This window comes from Methylobacterium sp. 142-1Y (assembly GCF_057747795.1).
This window is the reverse complement of record NZ_CM173224.1, coordinates 3,881,512-3,899,339: the sequence shown is the minus strand read 5'-3', so window position 1 is coordinate 3,899,339 and position 17,828 is coordinate 3,881,512. Positions and strand designations below refer to the sequence as shown.

Sequence of the window (17,828 nt, the reverse complement as noted above, 5' to 3'; positions counted from 1 at the left end):
CTTACGCGAGTCGGCCATGGCTACGCTCACGATCCGCAATCTCGACATCCAAGTCGAAGAAGCGCTACGCCTGCGCGCCGCGCGCAACGGCCGATCCATCGAGGCGGAGGCGCGCGCGATCCTCGCCGAGACGGTGGTGTCTCCCCCGCGTGAGACGGTCGGCCTGGCCGAGGCGATCCGCCGCCGCTTCGTGCCGCTCGGCGGAGTCGAGCTTGAGCCGCATCCGCCGGTCGCGATCAAGCAGCAGAGGGACAGGGCGCACGAGATCATGAAGCGCCGCCGCTGCGCTCTGCGCGAGCTGACGGATTGATGCGAAAGGCAAGCGCGGTCTGCTTGACGCACCGCTTCTTACCCCCATTATGGTGGGGCCTTGGGCTGCTATGACCGAGAAGCAGAAGCCTCACTACGACCTCGCCGCGATCAAGGCAGCCTTCGCCGATCCGGCACGGCTCAACCGTTCCTCGGTCTCCCGGCGCGGAGCCTTCGCGTTGAACATCGGCGATTCGGAATTGGTCGCGATCGTGCAGGCTCTGCGGATCTCCGATTTCGACAAGTCCATGACATCTCATGTCGATCATAAAATTTGGCAGGACGTCTACAAACCGGTGCATGAGAGCCGAACTCTCTACGTCAAGTTCACGACCGACAGTGTGGGAGAATTTTTGCTGATCAGCTTCAAGGAGGCATGAGTCGTGGCAAGAAAAACACCGAGACATTACCCCGAGACGATGCCGAGCGCGGAAAGCGGTCGCCTCATGACGCGCGGTGAGAAGACGCTGTCGATCGAGATCGATGGGCAGGTCTTCACCTACAGGCAGCCTGGCTGGTGGTGCTCGCTGACCGATCCGGATGACGAGGAAGGCCAGCTGGTCGATGAGGACAACCAGGTCGCGGAACTCGCCGAGCGGACGGCGAGGATGCTGGCCCGCGGAGAAACCCTGTTCGTGCCGGTCGTCTTCCGGGCACTCCGCGAGCGGCTGGGCTTGTCGCAGCGGGACGCCGGGCTGCTGTTCGGCACGGGCGAGAAGTCGTTCGAGAAATACGAGAGCGGCGAGATCACCCCGTCCGAGCCGACCAAGCGGCTGCTGAAGCTGGCGATCCAGCATCCGGAACTGTTCGAGAAGCCCGCGCGCGGCGAGCCCGCGTCGCCGTCGGTCAGCGACGCGACACTCATCCGCACCGCCCTGCGGGCGGTCGCGGTCGATCGACTTTATGAGGGGCTGTTTGCGTCGAAGTTGGCCACGCCGGCTCCCTGAGCCACTTGGTCCCGTCGCCGAACAGGCTGCTCCTGCATCGGCGACGGGGAGCGCACTCCTCAATGCGCCGACACCCCCCGCGACGGCACGATGTCGTTGGCGATCACCTCGCCGAACGGGCCGTCGTTGCGGGCGTTCGTCGCCTCCCGGCCGGTGGTTTTGCGCAAGGGGAGCTTGGGGAAGACCAGCTCGGCGAAGCGGTAGGCCTCCTCCAGGTGCGGGTAGCCGGAGAGGATGAAGCGGTCGATGCCGAGATCGATGTATTCCTTCATCCGGTCGGCGACCTGGTCGGGGGAGCCGACGAGGGCTGTGCCGGCCCCGCCGCGCACCAGGCCGACGCCGGCCCAGAGGTTCGGCGACACCACGAGCTTGTCGCGCCGGCCGCCATGGAGCTGCATCATCCGGCTCTGGCCGACGGAATCCTGGCGCGCCAGGGTCGCCTGCGCCTTGGCGATGGTGGCGTCGTCGAGGCGCGAGATCAGCGATTCGGCCGCCTCCCAGGCCGCCGACTCGGTCTCGCGCACGATGACGTGCAGGCGGATGCCGTACGAGAAGGTCTTGCCGCGCTTCTCGGCCGCCTCGCGGGCCCGGGCGATCTTCTCCGCCACCCCGGCCGGGGGCTCGCCCCAGGTCAGGTAGACGTCGCAATGCTCGGCCGCGACCTCGATCCCGGCCGGCGACGAGCCGCCGAAATAGAGCGGCGGATAGGGCTTCTGCACGGGTGGGAAGATCAGCCGACCGTCCTCCAGCCGCAGGTGCTCGCCCTGGTAGGTCACGGTCTCGCCGGAGAGGAGGCCGCGCCAGACCCGCAGGAACTCGTCCGTCACCGCGTAGCGCTCGTCATGGCCGAGGAACACGCCGTCGCCGCGCAATTCCACCGGATCGCCGCCCGTCACCACGTTGATGAGGAGCCGCCCGTCCGAGATCCGGTCGAGGGTCGCGGCCATGCGGGCGGCGGTGGCAGGCAATTGCAGGCCCGGCCGCACCGCCACCAGGAAGCGCAGGCGCTGCGTCAGCGGCACCAGGGCCGAGGCGACGACCCAGGAATCCTCGCAGGAGCGCCCGGTCGGCAGCAGCACGCCGAAATAGCCGAGCTCGTCCGCGGCTTGAGCGATCTGGCGCAGGTAGGGCAGGGTGACGGCGCGCGCCCCTTCCTGGGCACCGAGATAGCGGCCGTCGCCGTGGGTGGGCAGGAACCAGAGGACGTCGGTCTGGCCGGTCATGGGGAACTCCGGTGAAAGAGGGGCGCCTGTTCGGCGGCAGTTTTTCAATGATCCCACCCGCGAACCTCATCCTGAGGTGCCGGGCGATCGAAGATCGCTTGGCCTCGAAGGAGGGCTCCAGGAATCGCGGAGATTTCTGGAGCTCTCCTCCAAGGCTCCTTGCAGTCGCACCTCGGGATGAGGTTCGCGGGTGGGATACGGGTCTGAGCACGAGCTTGTCGGCGTCGGCGGCTTCGTCAGCCCCGTCCATCCAGCAGATGATCGAGAATCCGCCCTTCCAGGGCGGCGAGATCCGGATCGCCGCGGCGGCGCGGGCGGGGCACCGTGACCGGCACGTCGAGGGCGATGCGGCCGGCTTCGACCACCAGGATGCGGTCGGCGAGCGCCACCGCCTCGGCGACGTCGTGGGTGACGAGGAGCGCGGTGAAGCCCTGCGCGCGCCAGATCCGCTCGATCATCGCCTGCATGTCGATGCGGGTCAGCGCGTCCAGCGCCCCGAGGGGCTCGTCGAGGGCGAGCAGCCCCGGATGGCTCACGAGGGCGCGGGCGAGCGCGACGCGCTGGCGCTGGCCGCCCGAGAGGGTGGCGGGCCATTGCCCCGCCTTCTCGGCGAGGCCGACCTCGTGAAGCGCCGCCGCCGCGCGCTCCCGCCGCTCTGCCGCCGGCCCGCCGCGGCCGAGACCCACCGCGACGTTGTCGAGGACCCGTGCCCAGGGCAGGAGCCGCGGCTCCTGGAACATGATCCGGCGCGGGGCCTCGGCCCCCTCGACGGCCACGCGCCCGGCACTCGGCGTCTCGAGGCCGAGGATCAGGCGCAGCAGGGTGGACTTGCCGCAGCCCGAGCGCCCGACCACGGCGACGAACTGGCCGGCCGGGATGTGCAGGTCGAGCCCGTCGATCACCGGCGGGCCGCCGTCGAAGGACTTCGACAGGCCGCGCAGCGTGATGCCGAGGCCGGTCGCGGTCCGGTCGCGGGCGATCTCACGATCGAGAACGTCGCGGCGCAGGCTCGGGCGGGAGACGGGGGCGACGCCCTCGAAGCGGCGGAGGGTACTGGCGATCATGGTGACGAATCCTGGAAGCGGGAGCGAGGGATCAGGCCGAGCGATAGGCCGGGTTCCAGGCGAGGCAGGCGCGTTCCAGCCGGCGGGTCAGGAGGTCGGCGACCTTGCCGAGGAGCGCGTAGATCAGGATCGCCAGCACCACGACGTCGACCAGCATGAACTCGCGCGCCTGCATCGCCATGTAGCCGAGGCCCGAGGAGGCCGAGATCGTCTCGGCGACGATGAGGGTCAGCCACATGATGCCCAGCGCGTAGCGCAGGCCCACGAAGATCGACGGCAGGGCGCCGGGCAGCACCACGCGCCAGAACAGTTCGGGCTTCGACATGCCGTAGATCCGGCCCATCTCGACCAGCTGCGGATCGACCGAGCGGATGCCGTGCAGGGTGTTGGCGTAGATCGGGAAGAACACCCCGAGGGCCACCAGGAAGAGCTTGGCCTCCTCGCCGATGCCGAACCACAGGATGACCAGCGGGATCAGCGACAGGTGCGGGATGTTGCGGATCATCTGCACGGTAGTGTCGGTGAGCCGGTCCGACAGGCGCGACAAGCCATTGGCGAGCCCCAGGCCGAAGCCGATGCCGCCGCCGATGAGGAAGCCGCTCGCCGCCCGCAGGAAGCTGACGCCGAGATTGGTCCAGAGTTCGCCGGTCTCGGCCAGGCGCCAGCCGGCGGCGGCGACATCGAGGGGGGCAGGCATCAGCCGGGTCGAGACCAGCCCGGCCGAACCGGCGATCTGCCAGCCGACGAGGATCACGGCCGGCAGGAGCCAGGGAGCGAGGCGCTGCGCCGCGGCGGCAGGGGAGGGGAGGGCGAGGGGACGCGTGGACATGACGGGTTCAGCCGTTCTGGGAGACGGGCGCGCGGAGCGCATCGGCGATCCGGATCGGCCGCGGGATCAGGCCGAGGGAATGGAAGCGGTCGGCGACGCGCTGCTGCTCGGCGATGGCGCTCGGTGTCATCGGGCCGATGACGTAGTCGGTGCGGTCGACCGCCCGGCGGGTGGCGGCGAGCGGCACGCCGGTGCCCTTCGAGAGGAGCGCCGCCACCTCGCCCCGGTTGGCCTCGCACCAGCGCGCCACGCCGCCGAGGGCACCGAGCGCCGCGTCGAGCACGGGGGCGCGCTCGGCCACGACGGTCTTGTGGGCGAGGAAGAAGGTGTTGGGCTTGGCGATGTCGGTGGCGAGCGCCAGCACCCGGGTCGTCGGCTGCATCTCGGCGATGGCGAAGTACGGGTCCCAGATCGTCCAGGCATCGACGCTGCCGCGGGCGAAGGCCGCGGCGGCGTCGGCCGGCGCCAGGGTCACCGGCTCGATGTCGCGGTAGGTCAGCCCCGCCTTCTCCAGGGCCGCGATGGTGAGGTTGTGCGCGCTCGATGCCTTGGCGAAGGCGACGCGCTTGCCCCTCAGATCCGCGAGGGTGCGGATGGGCGAATCCTTCTGCACCAGCACCGCCGCGCCCGAGCCCGCGGCCTCCTGCGCCGCCACGTAGGTGATCGGGCCCCCGGCGGCTTGCGCGAAGATCGGCGGCGCGTCCCCGGTCTGGCCGAGATCGATGGCGCCCAGGCTGATCGCCTCGAGGAGCGGCGGCCCGAACGAGAACTCGACCCAGGTGACTCCGACGCCGAGCGGCTTCAGCCTCGCCTCGATCGCGCCCTGCTGCTTGGCGACGACCAGGATGCCGTTCTTCTGGTAGCCGATGCGCAGCGTATCGCCGCTCGCGGCCCGAGCCGGCAGGGCGGCGGCTCCTGCGAGCGCCGCCGCGAGGAAGCTGCGACGGTCGATCACCGGACGCCTCCGGCGACACGGGCCAGCGGAGCGGGACTTTGCGCCGCCCGGGCCCCGGCGAGGCCGGCGAGCTGGCTGCCGGCCTCCGCCACCCGCTGGCGGATCGCCGCGGATTCGAGGCCGCCGTCGCGAAAATCGGGATCGGAGGCGTAGATTGCGGTCGGCACCGTCAGTGCGGTGAAGAAGCCGAAGAGCGGGCGCAACGCGTGCTCGACCACCAGCGCGTGGCGCGCACCCCCGCCGGTCGCCGCGAGGGCCACGGGCTTGCCGGCGAGAGCGTCCGGCGAGACGAGGTCGAACAGGTGCTTGAACAGGCCCGTATAGGCGCCCTTGTAGACGGGGGTGCCGACCACGAGGGCGTCGGCCTCCTCCACCGCCTCGACGAGGCGGCGGGCCGGCAGGGAGAGCTGATCGCGCGAGAGCGCGCCGCCGAGGCCGGGGCCGGCATCGACGAGGTCGAAGATCCGCACCTCGACCGGCAGCCGCACGGCCGCCTCGGCGGCGATCGCTTCCACCAGGGTGCGGGTCTTCGAGGGCCGCTGGATGTTCGCGGAGAAGCCGACGAGGCGCAGTCGCGTCATGGAGGTCGATCCGATGGTCGGGGGCGGGGCGCGGACGGGGTGTCGCCGCCGCCGTGCTCGATGTCCCTACGATGCGACCGAGGCCGAGATCAGTCAATGAAATGAGATTTCAAATGGGCGTATAGCGGGAGTTGATCCTGCTACAACAACGACAAAAGAGAGAAGATACGATTTCGTTCCCGGCGATGCATGAGAAAGATCGTAGGCCGATCGGGGGATATGCTGATGTGTCAGTGACGGCCGGCGTGGGAGCGCGACCGATGCCATCGCTCGCCTCCGCTCACCTGCCCCCCCATGGCATGCCAAATTTTCAAGAATTGATTGTGGATTAAATCATGAATTCAAACGTAATGAAGTTAACGCGGCCGCCATATGGGGATTTCGCCTGGCTAATGGAAGATGGCATCGAGGAAAAATACTCGCGATCGACAGGAGCGCGGACGATCGACACCGCCGCGTCGTTGCGGTAATCGAACGCCTGCTGACAGATCGCTTCAGCCTGTCACCAGAGCACCTTGCCAGGGGCCCCCGACGATGTTCAACATGTTCAAGTCGCAGACCTCGCTCGACCTCACGCCGCGGACCTGCCTCGCGGTGTCGCTGATCTACTGCATGGGCGCCGACGGCGAGATCGACCCGGAGGAGATCGGCCACCTGATGTCGGTGCTCGGCCGCAACACCACCCGCCAGCACCTCGAATCCGCCGTCAAATACGCCCGCGCCACCCAGCCGGCCCAGTTCCTGGCCGACGCCGCGCCGCGCCTGCGCCCGGACCAGCGCCTCTGCATCATCCTCAACATGATCGACAGCGCCATGGCCGACGGCGAGGCGGAAGCCGGCGAGCAGCAGCTCATCATGCAGTTCGCCCAGGCCTTCGGCCTGTCGGAGAACGACCTGACCCCGTACTTCCGGGCGCTGGTGGCGAAGAACGACCGGGCGGTGCTGGACCGGTGAGGGTGGGGGAGGCGGGCGGGTCTGATCCACCCGGCTTCCGGGATAGACGCGGGTCTCTCCTCTCCCCGCGGGCGGGGAGAGGGCCGCGTCACCGTTCAGGGGACGCGGCAAGCGGAGGCGAAAGCCGGAGCGGGGGTGAGGGGGTCTCGACGAGTGAGACTCCTTCGGAAACACCCCCTCACCCTCGCGGCGAACCTGCGGTTCGCGGCTCGCTCCGTCGACGACGGGGTCGCCGGAGCCCTCTCCCCGCCCGCGGGGAGAGGAGGACGCGCACGGTTCGTTGTGTGTGCATGAGCCTCGGCGGCGACAGAGACGCTCCCCGAGGCTGGCGCCTCACACCACCGGATTCACCAGCTCCTCCCCCCGCCGCAGCCGCCCGAGATTCTCGATCAGCAGGTCGATCACCCGGCCCTCGTAGAGGCTGGTCTCCCCGGCGCTGTGCGGCGTGACGATGACGTTCGGCATGGCCCAGAACGGCGCCGCCGCGGGCAGCGGCTCGTCGCGAAAGCAGTCGAGGCCGGCGCCGGCGATCCGTCCCGCGGTCAGCGCCCGGGCCAGGGCGTCCTGATCGACCACCCGGCCGCGGGCGACGTTGATCAGCAGCGCCTCCGGCTTCATCGCGGCGAGCGCCGCCTCGTCGATCAGGCCTTCGGTCTCCGGCGTCAGCGGGCAGGCGAGCGCCACCACGTCGGCTTGGGCCAATGCCTCGTGCAGCCGGTCGGGGGACAACACCGCCTCGACCGGGTCGCCGGCCTGGAGCGGGCGGCGGCGCAGGCCGATCACCCGCATGTCGAAGGCTTGCGCCAGCCGGGCGATGCGGGTGCCGATGCGCCCGAGCCCGATCACCAGCAGCGTCCGGCCGCCGAGTTCCTGCTCGCGCCCGGCCGGATCGGCGATCATCGGCCGCCAGGTCGCGGCGGCCTGGTGGCGCAGGGCCTCGGGCAGGCGGCGGGTGAGGCCGAGCATCAGCGCGAGGGCGTGCTCGGCCACCGCGCGCTCGTTGCCGCCCTGCGCGCTGGCGAGCCGGATGCCGCGCTCGCGCAACGCCTCCTTGGGGAACTGGTCGGTGCCGGCGCTGACCGACTGGATGAAGCGCAGGCGCGGCGCCCGCTCCAGCAGGGAATGGCGCCAGAGCCCCGAGACCACCAGCACCTCGGCCTCCGCCACCGCCGCTTCCAGGGCCTCCAGGCTGCGCACCTCGACGAAGGGCTCGGGCCCCCCCTTGGCGGCGTAGGCGTCGCCGAGGCGGTAGGCGGCGTGGGCAAGGACGATGGGACGGGCGGGAGCGGTCATCGGCAGGCGGCTCGGGGTTCTCGGGGGGCCGGAGTTCACACCGGGCATGCGGCCGAGGCAAGCTGTCGGGCCGATCCGAAAGGAGGCCGCTAGGCGGTGAACCCGGCCGTGGGGGCGTGGGTTTTTCTCCTGCCATGGGGCAGGGCTGTCCGATGGAAATTGATGCGCGGGTTTCCCCTCTCCCCGCGGGCGGGGAGAGGGCCGACGACACCTTGTCGTGTCGTCGGCAAGCGGAGGCGCAGCCGGAGCGAGGGTGAGGGGGTATCTCCGGATGAGGCTCCTCCGGAACCACCCCCTCACCCTCGCGGCGAACCTGCGGTTCGCTGCTCCCTGAGCCCCTTCGGAGCTCAGGCCTCTCCCCGCCCGCGGGGAGAGGGGAGGTCCGCGCCTCTTCTTTACCCGGACAGCCTTGCGCCGTGGCGGCGGGGAGATGGGTTATGGGCCCGGAGCCTCGGCGGGAGGCTCCGAGCCCTGCTCAACCCCCTACAGCACCTTGTCGAGCGTCACCGGCAGCTTGCGCACCCGCTTGCCGGTCGCGTGCCAGATCGCGTTGACGATCGCCCCGGCGCTCCCGGTGACGCCGATCTCGCCCACGCCCTTGATGCCGAGCGGGTTGACGTGCGGGTCCTCCTCCTCGACCAGGATCGCCTCCAGGGAAGGCACGTCGGCATTCACCGGCACGTGGTACTCGGCGAAATTGGCGTTCATCGGCCGGCCCGAGCGCGGGTCCATCACCGCCTGTTCGTGCAGGGCGAAGGAGACGCCCCAGATCATCCCGCCGTAATACTGGCTGCGCACCAGCCGCGGGTTGATGATCCGCCCGGCCGCGAAGGCGCCGACGAGGCGGGTCGCCCGGATCTGGCCGAGATCGGGATCGACCGTCACCTCGGCGAAGACCGCGCCGTGGGCGTGCATGGCGTAATGCTCCCGCGCCGCGTCGGGCCCGGCCGCGCCCTTGCCCTCGACCGCGTCCCGGCCGGCGCGAGCCAGAATCTCGGTGAAGGCCTCGGACCGGCTCTCGTCGTCGCGGCGCACCAGGCGGCCGTCGCGGGCGATCACTCCGGCATTGCCGGCGCCGTAGAGGGGCGAACGCGAATCCTGCGTCGCGAGCGCCGCGAGTTGGGTGATCGCGTCGGCGGCGGCCCCCTTGATCGCCGTGCCGGCGGTGGCGGTGTGGGCCGAGCCGCCGGCGATGCCGCCATTCGGCAGGTCCGAGGAGCCGATGCGGAAGTCGATCGCGTCGATGGGAAGGCCGAGTTCCTCCGCGGCGATCTGGGCGAGCGCGGTCCAGGCGCCCTGGCCCATGTCGATGGCGCCGATCGCCACCGACGCCTCGCCGGTGGCCTTGAGCGACGCCCGCGCCTCGGCCTGGAACATCAGGGCCGGGAAGGTGGCGGTGCCGACCCCCCAGCCGACGAGAAGACCGTCGGCATTGCGCATCTGCCTCGGGGCGAGCGAGCGCCTGGCCCACCCGAAGGCGTGAGCGCCTTGCGCGTAGCACTCGCGCAGGGCCTTCGAGGAGAACGGCTTGCCGGAGGCCGGCTCGGTCTCGGCGTAGTTGCGCAGGCGGAAGTCCAGCGGGTCCATGCCGCAGGCCTCGGCCATCTCGTCGATGGCGCCCTCGAGCGCCACGCTGCCCGAAGCCTCGCCGGGCGCCCGCATGAAGAGCGGCGTGCCGGTATCGAGCCGCACCGCCCTATGGCGGGTGGCCAGCGCCGGCGCGGCGTAGAGCGTGTGCGAGACGCCGCCGCTCGGCTCGATGAAGTCGTCGAAGCGGCTCGTCGCGGTCAGCGTCTCGTGGTCGAGGGCGGTGAGGCCGCCATCCTCGCTGGCGCCCAGCCGCAGGGTCTGGCGCGTCGGGGCGCGGTGGCCGACCGGGCCGAACATCTGCGGCCGGGTCATGACGAGCTTCACCGGCCGGCCGACGAGGCGGGCCGCCATGATGCCGAGCACCTGGGGTCCGGCGATCATCCCCTTCGAGCCGAAGCCGCCGCCGAGGAACGGGCTGCGGATGTGGATGTTCGACGGCGAGATGCCGAACAGGCCGGCGATGCGCCCCTGCGCCATGGCGAGGCCCTGCGAGGGCATGTCGAGGTCGAGCCTGTCGCCGTCCCAGGTGGCGACGACGGCGTGGGGCTCCATGGCGTTGTGGTACTGGGCCGGCGTCTCGTAGGTCGCCTCGATCCGCCGCGAAGCCGCGGCGAGGCCCGCCGCCACGTCGCCCGTCTCCAGGTCGGCCGGATCGCCGACGCCGATCGCCGGCGGGGTGAAGGGGGCCGCCGCATCGAGCCCGACCGCCGGTGTCTCCGCCTCGTAGGCCGGATCGAGCAGGGCGGCGCCCTCGGTCGCGGCCTCCAGCGTCTCGGCGATCACCACCGCAACCGGCTGGTTGGCGTAGCGCACGCGGTCGTCCTGCAGGAGGTCGAGCCGGAAGGTGAAGCCGTCATGCTTCTCGTCCGGGTGCTGGGCGAGGGCCGGCTTGTTGTCCGGCGTCATCACCGCGACGACGCCGGGATGGCCTTGCGCCGCCGCGACGTCGAGGCGGGTGACGCGGCCGCGGGCGATGCGGCTCACCGCCATCACGGCGTAGAGCATGCCGGGCGGGTGGTGGTCGGCGGCGTAAGGCGCGGCGCCGGTCACCTTCAGGATCCCGTCCCGGCGGGTGAGCGGCTGGCCGAGATTCGAGCCGTGACGGATCGGACTAGACATGCGCGGCCTCCGGGGTGGGGGCGAAGACGGAAGCCGGCAGGGCCGGCAGGCGCTCCGGCGTGCCGGCGGCGGCGTGGCGCAGCGCCCGCACCACGAGGCGGCGGGCGAGCTCGATCTTGAAGGCGTTGTCGCCGGAGGGTCTTGCCTCGGCGAGCGCGGCATCCGCCGCCGCCCGGAAGGCGGCCTCGTCGGGCGCGCGGCCGGCGAGGAGGGCTTCCGCTCCCCTGGCCCGCCAGGGCTTGAGGGCGACGCCGCCGAGCGCCAGCCGGGCCTCGGCGATGCGCCCGTTCTCGAGCCGCAGGCCCACCGCCGCCGAGACCACCGCGAAGGCGTAGGACGTGCGGTCGCGGACCTTGAGGTAGCGGCTGTGGCCGGCAAAGGCGGAGGCCTCCGGCGGCAGGACGAGGGCGGTGATCAGCTCGCCCGGCTCCAGCACCGTCTCGCGCTCGGGCGCGTCGCCGGGCAGGCGGTGGAAGGCGTCGAGCGGGATCGTGCGGGTGCCGACGGCGCCTGCGATCTCGACGCTCGCGTCCAGAGCCGCGAGCGGCACGCAGAAATCCGACGGGTGGGTGGCGATGCAGGCCTCGCTCCAGCCGAGGACCGCGTGCAGCCGCGTCTCTCCCCCGCGCGCGTCGCAGCCGCTGCCAGGCTCGCGCTTGTTGCAGGCACTCGCCGTGTCGGTGAAGTAGGGGCAGCGGGTGCGCTGCATCACGTTGCCGGCGGCCGTCGCGGCGTTGCGCAGCTGCGCCGAGGCGCCCGACAGCAGCGCTTCCGCCACGGCCGGATAGGCGCGGGCGAAGGCGGGATCGTGGGCGAGGTCGCTGTTGCGGGAAAGCGCCCCGATGCGGACCGACCCGTCGTCCCGCCGCTCGACGGCGGCGAGGCCCGGCAGGCGGGTGATGTCGACGAGGCGGGTCGGGCGGGCGACGTCGCCCTTCATCAGGTCGAGGAGGTTGGTGCCGGCGGCGAGATAGGCCGCGCCGGGCGCCGAACCCGCGGCGACCGCGCCCGCCACGTCGGTGGCGCGGACGTATTCGAACGGGATCATGCCGCCTCTCCCTGCCGCTTGTCTCCCGGATGCTGGTTCATGGCCGCCTGCGCCTCCAGCACCGCCTCGGTGATGCCCGCATAGGCGCCGCAGCGGCACACATTGCCGCTCATCGCCTCGCGCACCCGCTCGGGATCGTCGCCGGCTTGCGCCTCGCGGATCAGCCCGACGGCGCTCATGATCTGCCCAGGCGTGCAGAAGCCGCACTGGAACCCGTCATGGGCGATGAAGGCCTCCTGCACCGGGTGCAGGCGGCCGCTCTCCGCCAATCCCTCGATGGTCAGGATCTCGGCCCCATCGAGGCTGATGCCTAAGGCGAGGCAGGAATTGATCCGCCTTCCGTCGACCAGCACCGTGCAGGCGCCGCACTGGCCGCGGTCGCAGCCCTTCTTCGTGCCGGTGAGGTGCAGGCCCTCGCGCAGCAGGTCGAGCAGGGTCGTGCGCGGGTCGGGGATCGGAATCGTGCGCCTCGTGCCGTTCACCGTCAGGACGATGTCGACGCTCATGCGGTGTTCTCCAGGCTAGACCCGCTCCAAGCTAATCCTGTGCCTCGCACCGCCCAGGTGCGGCCGCGTGCGGCAGCGCACATGTCGCAGTGAACCTTTCGCGGGGCGGATGGTTGACGCTGCGAAACCGCAACGCGGTCCCCCTCAACTGACAGGTACTTACGATGAAGACCCGCCTCGCCCTCGCCGCGGCCCTGCTGACCGTCGCCGCCGCCCCCGCCTTCGCCCAGGGCGGCTCGCCCTACAACCGCTCCGGCTCGCAGGCCGGCGGCCCGCTGGCCGGTGCTGAGCGCGCCTACGGCGCTCCGGGCGGTGCCCCGGCCGTCGACAGCACCGGTAGCGTCATCGTCTATCCGCGCGACTCGCGCGGCGTGATCGTTCGTGAGGTGCCCCCGGGCTACGCCCCGGCCGCCCCGTACGTCTACGGCCGCTGATCGAGCGACAGGGTCCCGTTCGCCCCGTTCGGGACCCTGGCTCTCGCGAGCCGTCAAAGCCCGTCTCCGCGTCAAGCGGGGGCGGGCTTTCGTATGTCTGCACGGTGCATGACGGAGTAGTTCGAGTTTCGGTCACCGTGCCTGGTATTCCGATCCGCGGCATCATCCTGAGGTGTTGGTCGATCAACGATCGACTGACCTCGAAGGAGGGCTCCAGATAGAACTGCGACTTCTGGAGCCCTCCTTCGAGGCTCCTTTCAGTCGCACCTCAGGATGTGGTCGCGGGTGGGGCATGTGATCTAAAAACTTGGCCCATGACCGCTTGGGTTCTTGTCGTGCGCCGCAGTGTGTCCGGCGAGATATCCGGCAAGTCATACCTCCCACCCACCCTGACCGATTGCGCAGCAGGCCCTTCTCGTATCGACTCCCCATCGCGGCCCCGATTCACCTCGCGGGCGCCGCGGCCGACGAGCCGACCAACAGGCTCTGCGCAGGGAGGAACGGGTGAGGATCGTCGACATCCAGTCCCAGATCGTGTCGCTGCCGTTCGACATGGGCGGCCCGCCGGCCCGCTTCGCCGGCAAGGCCTGGACCCATCTCGACATCCTGCTGGTGCGGGTCGAGACCGACGAGGGGCTGGTCGGCTGGGGCGAGGCCTTCGGCCATGCCGGCATCCAGGCGACCCGGGCCGCCCTCGATGGAATCGTGGCGCCCCTCGTGCTCGGGCGCTCGTCCGGCGACATCGCCGAGATGAGCCGGAGCGTGCTCCACGCCACGCATCTGCTCGGCCGCAACGGCGCGTTCGTGTTCGCCTTCTCAGGCATCGAGACGGCGCTGTGGGACCTCGCCGGCAAGCGGGCGGGCCAACCCGTGGCGCGGCTTCTCGGCGGCGTGCGCGAGCGGCTGCCGGCCTATGCGTCGCTGCTGGCCTATCACGACCCCGCTCTGGTGCGCCGCAATGTCGAGGCGGCCTGCGCGGCCGGCTACCGCCACATCAAGCTGCACGAGGTGACGCAAGAGGCGGTCGCGGCGGCGGCCGAGGTGACGCGGGCGCACGGCGCGGCCCTGATGGTCGACGTGAACTGCGCCTGGAGCGTGCCGGCGGCCCTCCGGATGGCCGAGGCCTTCGCGCCCCACGATCTCCTCTGGTTCGAGGAGCCGGTCTGGCCGCCGGAGGACGTGCATGGCCTGGCGCAGGTGCGGGCCCGCGGCATCCCGATCGCCGCCGGCGAGAACACCGCCGGCCTGTTCGGCTTCAAGGCGCTGATCGAGGCGGGCGCCATCGACGTCGCCCAGCCGAGCGTCACCAAGATCGGCGGCGTCGGCGAGATGCTGCGGGTCATCACGCTCTGCGAGGCGCACGGGGTGCGGCCCGCCCCCCACAGCCCGTATTTCGGCCCCGGCTTCATCGCGACGATGCACGTCATCGCTGCCCGCGTCGAAGACCCGCTCGTCGAGGTGCTGTGGCTCGACATGGAGGCGAACCCGTTCGATCCTTGGGTCCGGGCCGAGAACGGCCACGTGCGAGTGCCCACCGGCCCGGGCCTCGGCTGCGACCCGGATCCCGGTGTCCTCGACCGCTACCGGGTCGGCGACATCGTCCGCACGGCATAAAAACAGAACGGCACAAGAACAGAGAGGACACGCCATGAAGGTCGAACGCGTCGAGACGCGCCCCATCGTCCTGCGCCCGGAGCGGCCGATCGGCTCGGCGCTCGGGCAATTGCATGCCTTCGGCTGCATCCTGGTCACGGTCCACGCGGACGGGCTGACCGGCCAGAACATCGTGTTCACGTTGAACGACCGCCGCACCAAGGTGCTGCGAAGCCTGATCGACGAGATGGCCGACCTGGTGATCGGCCAGGATGCCGGCCACATCGCCGGCTTCTGGTCGCGGGCCTGGCGCGACGTCAACTTCATGGGCCACAAGGGCATGCCGGTCATGGGCATCTCGGCCCTCGACGGCGCCCTGTGGGACCTGGCGGGGAAGCGCGCCGGGCTGCCGCTCTACCGGATGCTCGGCGGGGCCAGCGCCCGCGTCCCGGCCTACCATTCCGGCGGGTTGTGGCTCGACCGCTCGACGGACGAGCTGGTCGCGGAAGCCGCGCGCTTCAAGGCGGCGGGCTTCCGGATGATGAAGATGCGCCTCTCGGCCGGCGATCCGGACTGGAACATCGACCGGGTGCGGGCGGTCCGCGCGGCGATCGGCCCGAAGATCCGGCTCATGGCCGATGCCAACCAGGGACTCACCGAGAACGACGCCATCCGCCTCGGGCGGCGGCTGGAGGAATTCGACCTCACCTGGTTCGAGGAGCCGCTGCCGGCCTGGGACGTCGAGGGGCTGGCCCGCGTCGCCGCCGCCCTCGACACCCCGATCGCCAGCGGCGAGACCGACTATACCCGCTACGGCTTCCGCCGGATGATCGAGCTGCGCTCCGCCGACATCCTGATGCCGGACCTGCAACGGGTCGGTGGCGTCACCGAGTTCATGCGGGTCGGTCATCTCGCCGAGGCGCACGACCTGCCGGTCTCGAGCCACCTGTTCCCGGAGCAGAGCCTGAGCGTGCTCGGGGCGCTGGCGAACGCGCATTCGCTTGAATACATGCCGTGGTTCTCCGAACTCTACTGCGAAAGACTGGACTTCGCCGACGGATCCGCCATCGTACCGGAGCGGCCAGGCTTCGGGTTCACCTTCGACGAGGACAGGATCCGGCACCTGGAGCGGCAAGGCGCTTAAAAACCAAACGCGCCGGCCGGGAAACGACAACGGGAGGAGAACGCCATGGTGACGACGAACCGTCGTGCGCTCGTGATGAATGCTGCCGGCCTCGCGGGGGCGGCGGCCCTCGGGTTCCCCCGGCCGGCCCTGGCGCAGGGCGAGCCCCTGCGCATCGGCTGGCTCGCCGCGATGACGGGCCCGAGCTCGGCCCCGACGGTCGGGTTCAACCGCGGCGTCGTCTTCGCCGTCGAGGCGATCAACGGCGCCGGCGGGGTCAAGGGCCGCAAGGTCGAACTCGTCACCCGCGACACGCAGGGAGACCCGACCAAGGCGGTCAACGCGACCCAGGAGATGATCAGCCAGGCCAAGGTCCACGCCATCTGGGGGCCGACCAATTCGGGCGAGTCGCTCGCCGTGACCCCGATCATGGCGCGGGCGAAGATGCCGAACATCCACCCCTGCGTGGTCGACAGCCTGATCGACCCGGCGAAATACCCCAACGCCTTCCGCATCGCCCCGTCCAACACCCAGTGGGACGATGCGGTGCGCGGCTACTGCCTCAAGGTCCTGAAGGTGAAGCGCGTCGCGGTGATCGGCGACACGACCGGCTACGGCGTCACCGCCGCCAAGGCTTCCGCCGCCGCGTTCAAGCAGGACGGGGCCGAGGTGGTCTATCTCGGCAACATCGATTCGACCCAGCCCGACATGACCCCCGACCTTTTGCGCGCCCGCAATGCCGGCGCCGAGGCGATCGTGGTCTGGAGCGTGTCGACCGGCATGGATGCCCGCCTGTTCAACACCCGCGCCCGGATGGGCTGGGACGTGCCCTTCATCGGCCATCCCTCGATGGCTTCGGGCGAGATCGGCGGATTGCTGGAGAAGCCGCAGAACTGGGACAAGGTCTACGCCATCGGCTACCGCAGCTGCTCCTACGGCGAGGACGGCAAGCTCGATGCCCGCAGCGAGGAGTTCGTCGCGCGGCTCAAGGGCAAGGTCGCGCTCGCCGACACCCTGCTGTGGTGGGTGGCGGCCGGCTACGATGCGGTGAACCTGATCGCCAAGGCGGTGGAGGAGACCGGATCGAGCGCGCCCGACGCGATCGTCAAGCACTGGAACGGGCTGACGAAATATCCCGGCATCTTCGGCGACTACACCTACACGCCGACGCAGCATAACGGCTACCCGACCGACGAGGTGGTGATGTCGGCGGCCAATTCCGGCCGCGACGGCAGCTTCCGGCTCGCTCCGGGCTATTCCTGAGGTGGCGATCCGGGGAGCACCGCCATGCTCGCCTCGATTCTGGCCTCGGGCCTCGCCGTCGGCGCGATCTACGCGCTGATCGGCATCACCTACAATACGATGTTCTCGACCTCCCGGGTGATGAGCTTCACCGCCGGCCAGCTCGGGATGCTCGGCGGCGTGCTCGGCTCGCTGTTCACCCTTCGCCTCGGCCTGCCCTGGCCGCTCGGGCTCGTCGCGACGCTCGCCTGCGGGGCGCTCATCGGCATCGTCACCGAGTTCGTGGCGGTGCGCCCGGTCCTGAAGAGCCTCGACCAGCACCTCTACGTGCTCTCGACGCTGGCGCTCGCCCTGATGATCCAGCAGGTCACGGCGATCGGCTGGAGCACCGAGCCGCAGCCCTTCCCGCGCCTCCTCGGGGGCTTCGGCGAAACCATCCTCGACGAGAAGTTCTGGCTGCCGGTCGTGGCCTGTCTCCTCGTCGTGGTCGGGCTCGAACTGCTCTACCGGCGCACGCTTCTCGGCCACGCCTTCCTGGCGGTGGCGGAGGACAATTTCGCCGCCCGCGCCCTGGGCCTGCCCGAGCGCCGCCTCAGGGTGATGAGCTACGGGCTCGCCGGCGCCATCGGGGCGCTCGCGGGCTATGCCGGCGGCGAGTTGCTGCTCGCCTTCTTCGCCAACGGGCCGCACCTGAACTTCTACGGTTTCATCCCGGTGGCGCTCGGGGGCTTGGGCAACAACCGCGGCGCGCTGATCGGCGGCCTCGTCCTCGGGCTGTTCCAGCAGACCGCGAACTTCGTCGTCGGCGGCATCTTCGCGTCGGTGGCGGTGTTCACCCTGTTCATCGTCGTGCTGCTGGCCGCCCCCCAAGGCCTGCTCGGCTCCGCCCAGGCGAGGCGCGTATGATCCGGTTTTCGCGTGATGTGGTCCGATACGACGATGGCGCGGGATCCCCTCTCCCCGCGGGCGGGGAGAGGCCTGAGCTCCGAAGGGGCTCAGGGAGCCCGAAGGGCGGGGG

The 17,828-nt window shown here is 70.6% G+C and carries 18 protein-coding genes; 9 read left to right on the top strand and 9 right to left on the bottom strand.

What is annotated here, in order from left to right:
* Positions 1 to 16: 16 nt before the first annotated feature.
* The 3 genes from AC3AOF_RS17850 (at position 17) to AC3AOF_RS17840 (ending at position 1,256) form a co-directional block, all read left to right on the top strand.
* Positions 17 to 310, top strand: a complete 294-nt coding sequence (locus AC3AOF_RS17850; protein WP_488346066.1) for a FitA-like ribbon-helix-helix domain-containing protein — start codon at positions 17 to 19, stop codon at positions 308 to 310.
* A gap of 70 nt (positions 311 to 380) precedes the next feature.
* Entirely contained in the window at positions 381 to 689 is a 309-nt protein-coding gene (locus AC3AOF_RS17845; protein WP_488346065.1) for a type II toxin-antitoxin system MqsR family toxin, read from the top strand.
* Positions 690 to 755: 66 nt separating this feature from the next.
* Positions 756 to 1,256 carry a type II TA system antitoxin MqsA family protein gene (locus tag AC3AOF_RS17840; protein ID WP_488346064.1) on the top strand — a complete coding sequence of 167 codons (501 nt, stop codon included), beginning with the start codon at positions 756 to 758 and terminating at the stop codon, positions 1,254 to 1,256.
* A 59-nt stretch (positions 1,257 to 1,315) separates the two neighbouring features.
* Here AC3AOF_RS17840 and ssuD read toward each other — a convergent pair whose 3' ends face one another.
* From ssuD to msuE, 5 genes are all read right to left on the bottom strand, one after another.
* Positions 1,316 to 2,479 (bottom strand): FMNH2-dependent alkanesulfonate monooxygenase, encoded by a 1,164-nt coding sequence (ssuD, locus tag AC3AOF_RS17835; protein ID WP_488346063.1) that lies wholly within the window; start codon positions 2,477 to 2,479, stop codon positions 1,316 to 1,318.
* Between the two features lie 236 nt (positions 2,480 to 2,715).
* Complete coding sequence (locus AC3AOF_RS17830; RefSeq protein ID WP_488346062.1) at positions 2,716 to 3,543, bottom strand: ATP-binding cassette domain-containing protein; 828 nt, start codon at positions 3,541 to 3,543, stop codon at positions 2,716 to 2,718.
* A gap of 31 nt (positions 3,544 to 3,574) precedes the next feature.
* Positions 3,575 to 4,372 carry an aliphatic sulfonate ABC transporter permease SsuC gene (gene ssuC / locus AC3AOF_RS17825; RefSeq protein ID WP_488346061.1) on the bottom strand — a complete coding sequence of 266 codons (798 nt, stop codon included), beginning with the start codon at positions 4,370 to 4,372 and terminating at the stop codon, positions 3,575 to 3,577.
* 7 nt (positions 4,373 to 4,379) lie between these two features.
* The gene (locus AC3AOF_RS17820; protein ID WP_488346060.1) at positions 4,380 to 5,327 is read right to left on the bottom strand and encodes an aliphatic sulfonate ABC transporter substrate-binding protein; all 948 of its coding nucleotides are present in this window, start codon (positions 5,325 to 5,327) and stop codon (positions 4,380 to 4,382) included.
* On the bottom strand, positions 5,324 to 5,908 hold the full coding sequence (msuE, locus tag AC3AOF_RS17815; RefSeq protein ID WP_488346059.1) for an FMN reductase: 585 nt from the start codon (positions 5,906 to 5,908) through the stop codon (positions 5,324 to 5,326). The genes AC3AOF_RS17820 and msuE overlap by 4 nt, the downstream gene beginning before the upstream one ends.
* Positions 5,909 to 6,451: 543 nt before the next feature.
* Between msuE and AC3AOF_RS17810 the strand changes: the two genes are divergently transcribed.
* Complete coding sequence (locus tag AC3AOF_RS17810; protein ID WP_488346058.1) at positions 6,452 to 6,862, top strand: tellurite resistance TerB family protein; 411 nt, start codon at positions 6,452 to 6,454, stop codon at positions 6,860 to 6,862.
* A 333-nt stretch (positions 6,863 to 7,195) separates the two neighbouring features.
* Here AC3AOF_RS17810 and AC3AOF_RS17805 read toward each other — a convergent pair whose 3' ends face one another.
* The 4 genes from AC3AOF_RS17805 to AC3AOF_RS17790 all read right to left on the bottom strand — a co-directional run bounded on the left by AC3AOF_RS17805 (position 7,196) and on the right by AC3AOF_RS17790 (position 12,418).
* Entirely contained in the window at positions 7,196 to 8,155 is a 960-nt protein-coding gene (locus AC3AOF_RS17805; protein ID WP_488346057.1) for a D-2-hydroxyacid dehydrogenase, read from the bottom strand.
* Positions 8,156 to 8,638: 483 nt separating this feature from the next.
* The gene (locus AC3AOF_RS17800) at positions 8,639 to 10,864 is read right to left on the bottom strand and encodes a xanthine dehydrogenase family protein molybdopterin-binding subunit (protein WP_488346056.1); all 2,226 of its coding nucleotides are present in this window, start codon (positions 10,862 to 10,864) and stop codon (positions 8,639 to 8,641) included.
* Positions 10,857 to 11,912 (bottom strand): FAD binding domain-containing protein, encoded by a 1,056-nt coding sequence (locus AC3AOF_RS17795; protein ID WP_488346055.1) that lies wholly within the window; start codon positions 11,910 to 11,912, stop codon positions 10,857 to 10,859. Before AC3AOF_RS17795 ends, AC3AOF_RS17800 begins: the two co-directional genes overlap by 8 nt.
* Positions 11,909 to 12,418: a (2Fe-2S)-binding protein gene (locus AC3AOF_RS17790; protein WP_236989596.1), complete on the bottom strand. Its 510-nt coding sequence runs from the start codon at positions 12,416 to 12,418 to the stop codon at positions 11,909 to 11,911. Before AC3AOF_RS17790 ends, AC3AOF_RS17795 begins: the two co-directional genes overlap by 4 nt.
* A 164-nt stretch (positions 12,419 to 12,582) precedes the next feature.
* Here AC3AOF_RS17790 and AC3AOF_RS17785 point away from each other — a divergent pair, with 164 nt between their 5' ends.
* The 5 genes from AC3AOF_RS17785 (at position 12,583) to AC3AOF_RS17765 (ending at position 17,716) form a co-directional block, all read left to right on the top strand.
* On the top strand, positions 12,583 to 12,852 hold the full coding sequence (locus AC3AOF_RS17785) for a hypothetical protein (protein ID WP_236989597.1): 270 nt from the start codon (positions 12,583 to 12,585) through the stop codon (positions 12,850 to 12,852).
* A gap of 504 nt (positions 12,853 to 13,356) precedes the next feature.
* Positions 13,357 to 14,466: a mandelate racemase/muconate lactonizing enzyme family protein gene (locus AC3AOF_RS17780; RefSeq protein ID WP_488346054.1), complete on the top strand. Its 1,110-nt coding sequence runs from the start codon at positions 13,357 to 13,359 to the stop codon at positions 14,464 to 14,466.
* Between the two features lie 34 nt (positions 14,467 to 14,500).
* On the top strand, positions 14,501 to 15,589 hold the full coding sequence (locus tag AC3AOF_RS17775; RefSeq protein WP_488346053.1) for a mandelate racemase/muconate lactonizing enzyme family protein: 1,089 nt from the start codon (positions 14,501 to 14,503) through the stop codon (positions 15,587 to 15,589).
* A gap of 45 nt (positions 15,590 to 15,634) precedes the next feature.
* Complete coding sequence (locus AC3AOF_RS17770) at positions 15,635 to 16,831, top strand: ABC transporter substrate-binding protein (RefSeq protein WP_488346052.1); 1,197 nt, start codon at positions 15,635 to 15,637, stop codon at positions 16,829 to 16,831.
* Positions 16,832 to 16,855: 24 nt separating this feature from the next.
* The gene (locus AC3AOF_RS17765) at positions 16,856 to 17,716 is read left to right on the top strand and encodes a branched-chain amino acid ABC transporter permease (RefSeq protein WP_236989601.1); all 861 of its coding nucleotides are present in this window, start codon (positions 16,856 to 16,858) and stop codon (positions 17,714 to 17,716) included.
* Positions 17,717 to 17,828: the final 112 nt, after the last annotated feature.

What these genes read in the sequence shown, in the direction of transcription:
- AC3AOF_RS17850 (WP_488346066.1), top strand. Translation starts at nt 17, where the DNA reads ATGGCTACGCTCACGATCCGCAATCTCGACATCCAAGTCGAAGAAGCG.
- AC3AOF_RS17845 (WP_488346065.1), top strand. Translation starts at nt 381, where the DNA reads ATGACCGAGAAGCAGAAGCCTCACTACGACCTCGCCGCGATCAAGGCA.
- AC3AOF_RS17840 (WP_488346064.1), top strand. Translation starts at nt 756, where the DNA reads ATGACGCGCGGTGAGAAGACGCTGTCGATCGAGATCGATGGGCAGGTC.
- ssuD (WP_488346063.1), bottom strand. Translation starts at nt 2,479, where the DNA reads ATGACCGGCCAGACCGACGTCCTCTGGTTCCTGCCCACCCACGGCGAC.
- AC3AOF_RS17830 (WP_488346062.1), bottom strand. Translation starts at nt 3,543, where the DNA reads ATGATCGCCAGTACCCTCCGCCGCTTCGAGGGCGTCGCCCCCGTCTCC.
- ssuC (WP_488346061.1), bottom strand. Translation starts at nt 4,372, where the DNA reads ATGTCCACGCGTCCCCTCGCCCTCCCCTCCCCTGCCGCCGCGGCGCAG.
- msuE (WP_488346059.1), bottom strand. Translation starts at nt 5,908, where the DNA reads ATGACGCGACTGCGCCTCGTCGGCTTCTCCGCGAACATCCAGCGGCCC.
- AC3AOF_RS17810 (WP_488346058.1), top strand. Translation starts at nt 6,452, where the DNA reads ATGTTCAAGTCGCAGACCTCGCTCGACCTCACGCCGCGGACCTGCCTC.
- AC3AOF_RS17805 (WP_488346057.1), bottom strand. Translation starts at nt 8,155, where the DNA reads ATGACCGCTCCCGCCCGTCCCATCGTCCTTGCCCACGCCGCCTACCGC.
- AC3AOF_RS17800 (WP_488346056.1), bottom strand. Translation starts at nt 10,864, where the DNA reads ATGTCTAGTCCGATCCGTCACGGCTCGAATCTCGGCCAGCCGCTCACC.
- AC3AOF_RS17795 (WP_488346055.1), bottom strand. Translation starts at nt 11,912, where the DNA reads ATGATCCCGTTCGAATACGTCCGCGCCACCGACGTGGCGGGCGCGGTC.
- AC3AOF_RS17790 (WP_236989596.1), bottom strand. Translation starts at nt 12,418, where the DNA reads ATGAGCGTCGACATCGTCCTGACGGTGAACGGCACGAGGCGCACGATT.
- AC3AOF_RS17785 (WP_236989597.1), top strand. Translation starts at nt 12,583, where the DNA reads ATGAAGACCCGCCTCGCCCTCGCCGCGGCCCTGCTGACCGTCGCCGCC.
- AC3AOF_RS17775 (WP_488346053.1), top strand. Translation starts at nt 14,501, where the DNA reads ATGAAGGTCGAACGCGTCGAGACGCGCCCCATCGTCCTGCGCCCGGAG.
- AC3AOF_RS17770 (WP_488346052.1), top strand. Translation starts at nt 15,635, where the DNA reads ATGGTGACGACGAACCGTCGTGCGCTCGTGATGAATGCTGCCGGCCTC.
- AC3AOF_RS17765 (WP_236989601.1), top strand. Translation starts at nt 16,856, where the DNA reads ATGCTCGCCTCGATTCTGGCCTCGGGCCTCGCCGTCGGCGCGATCTAC.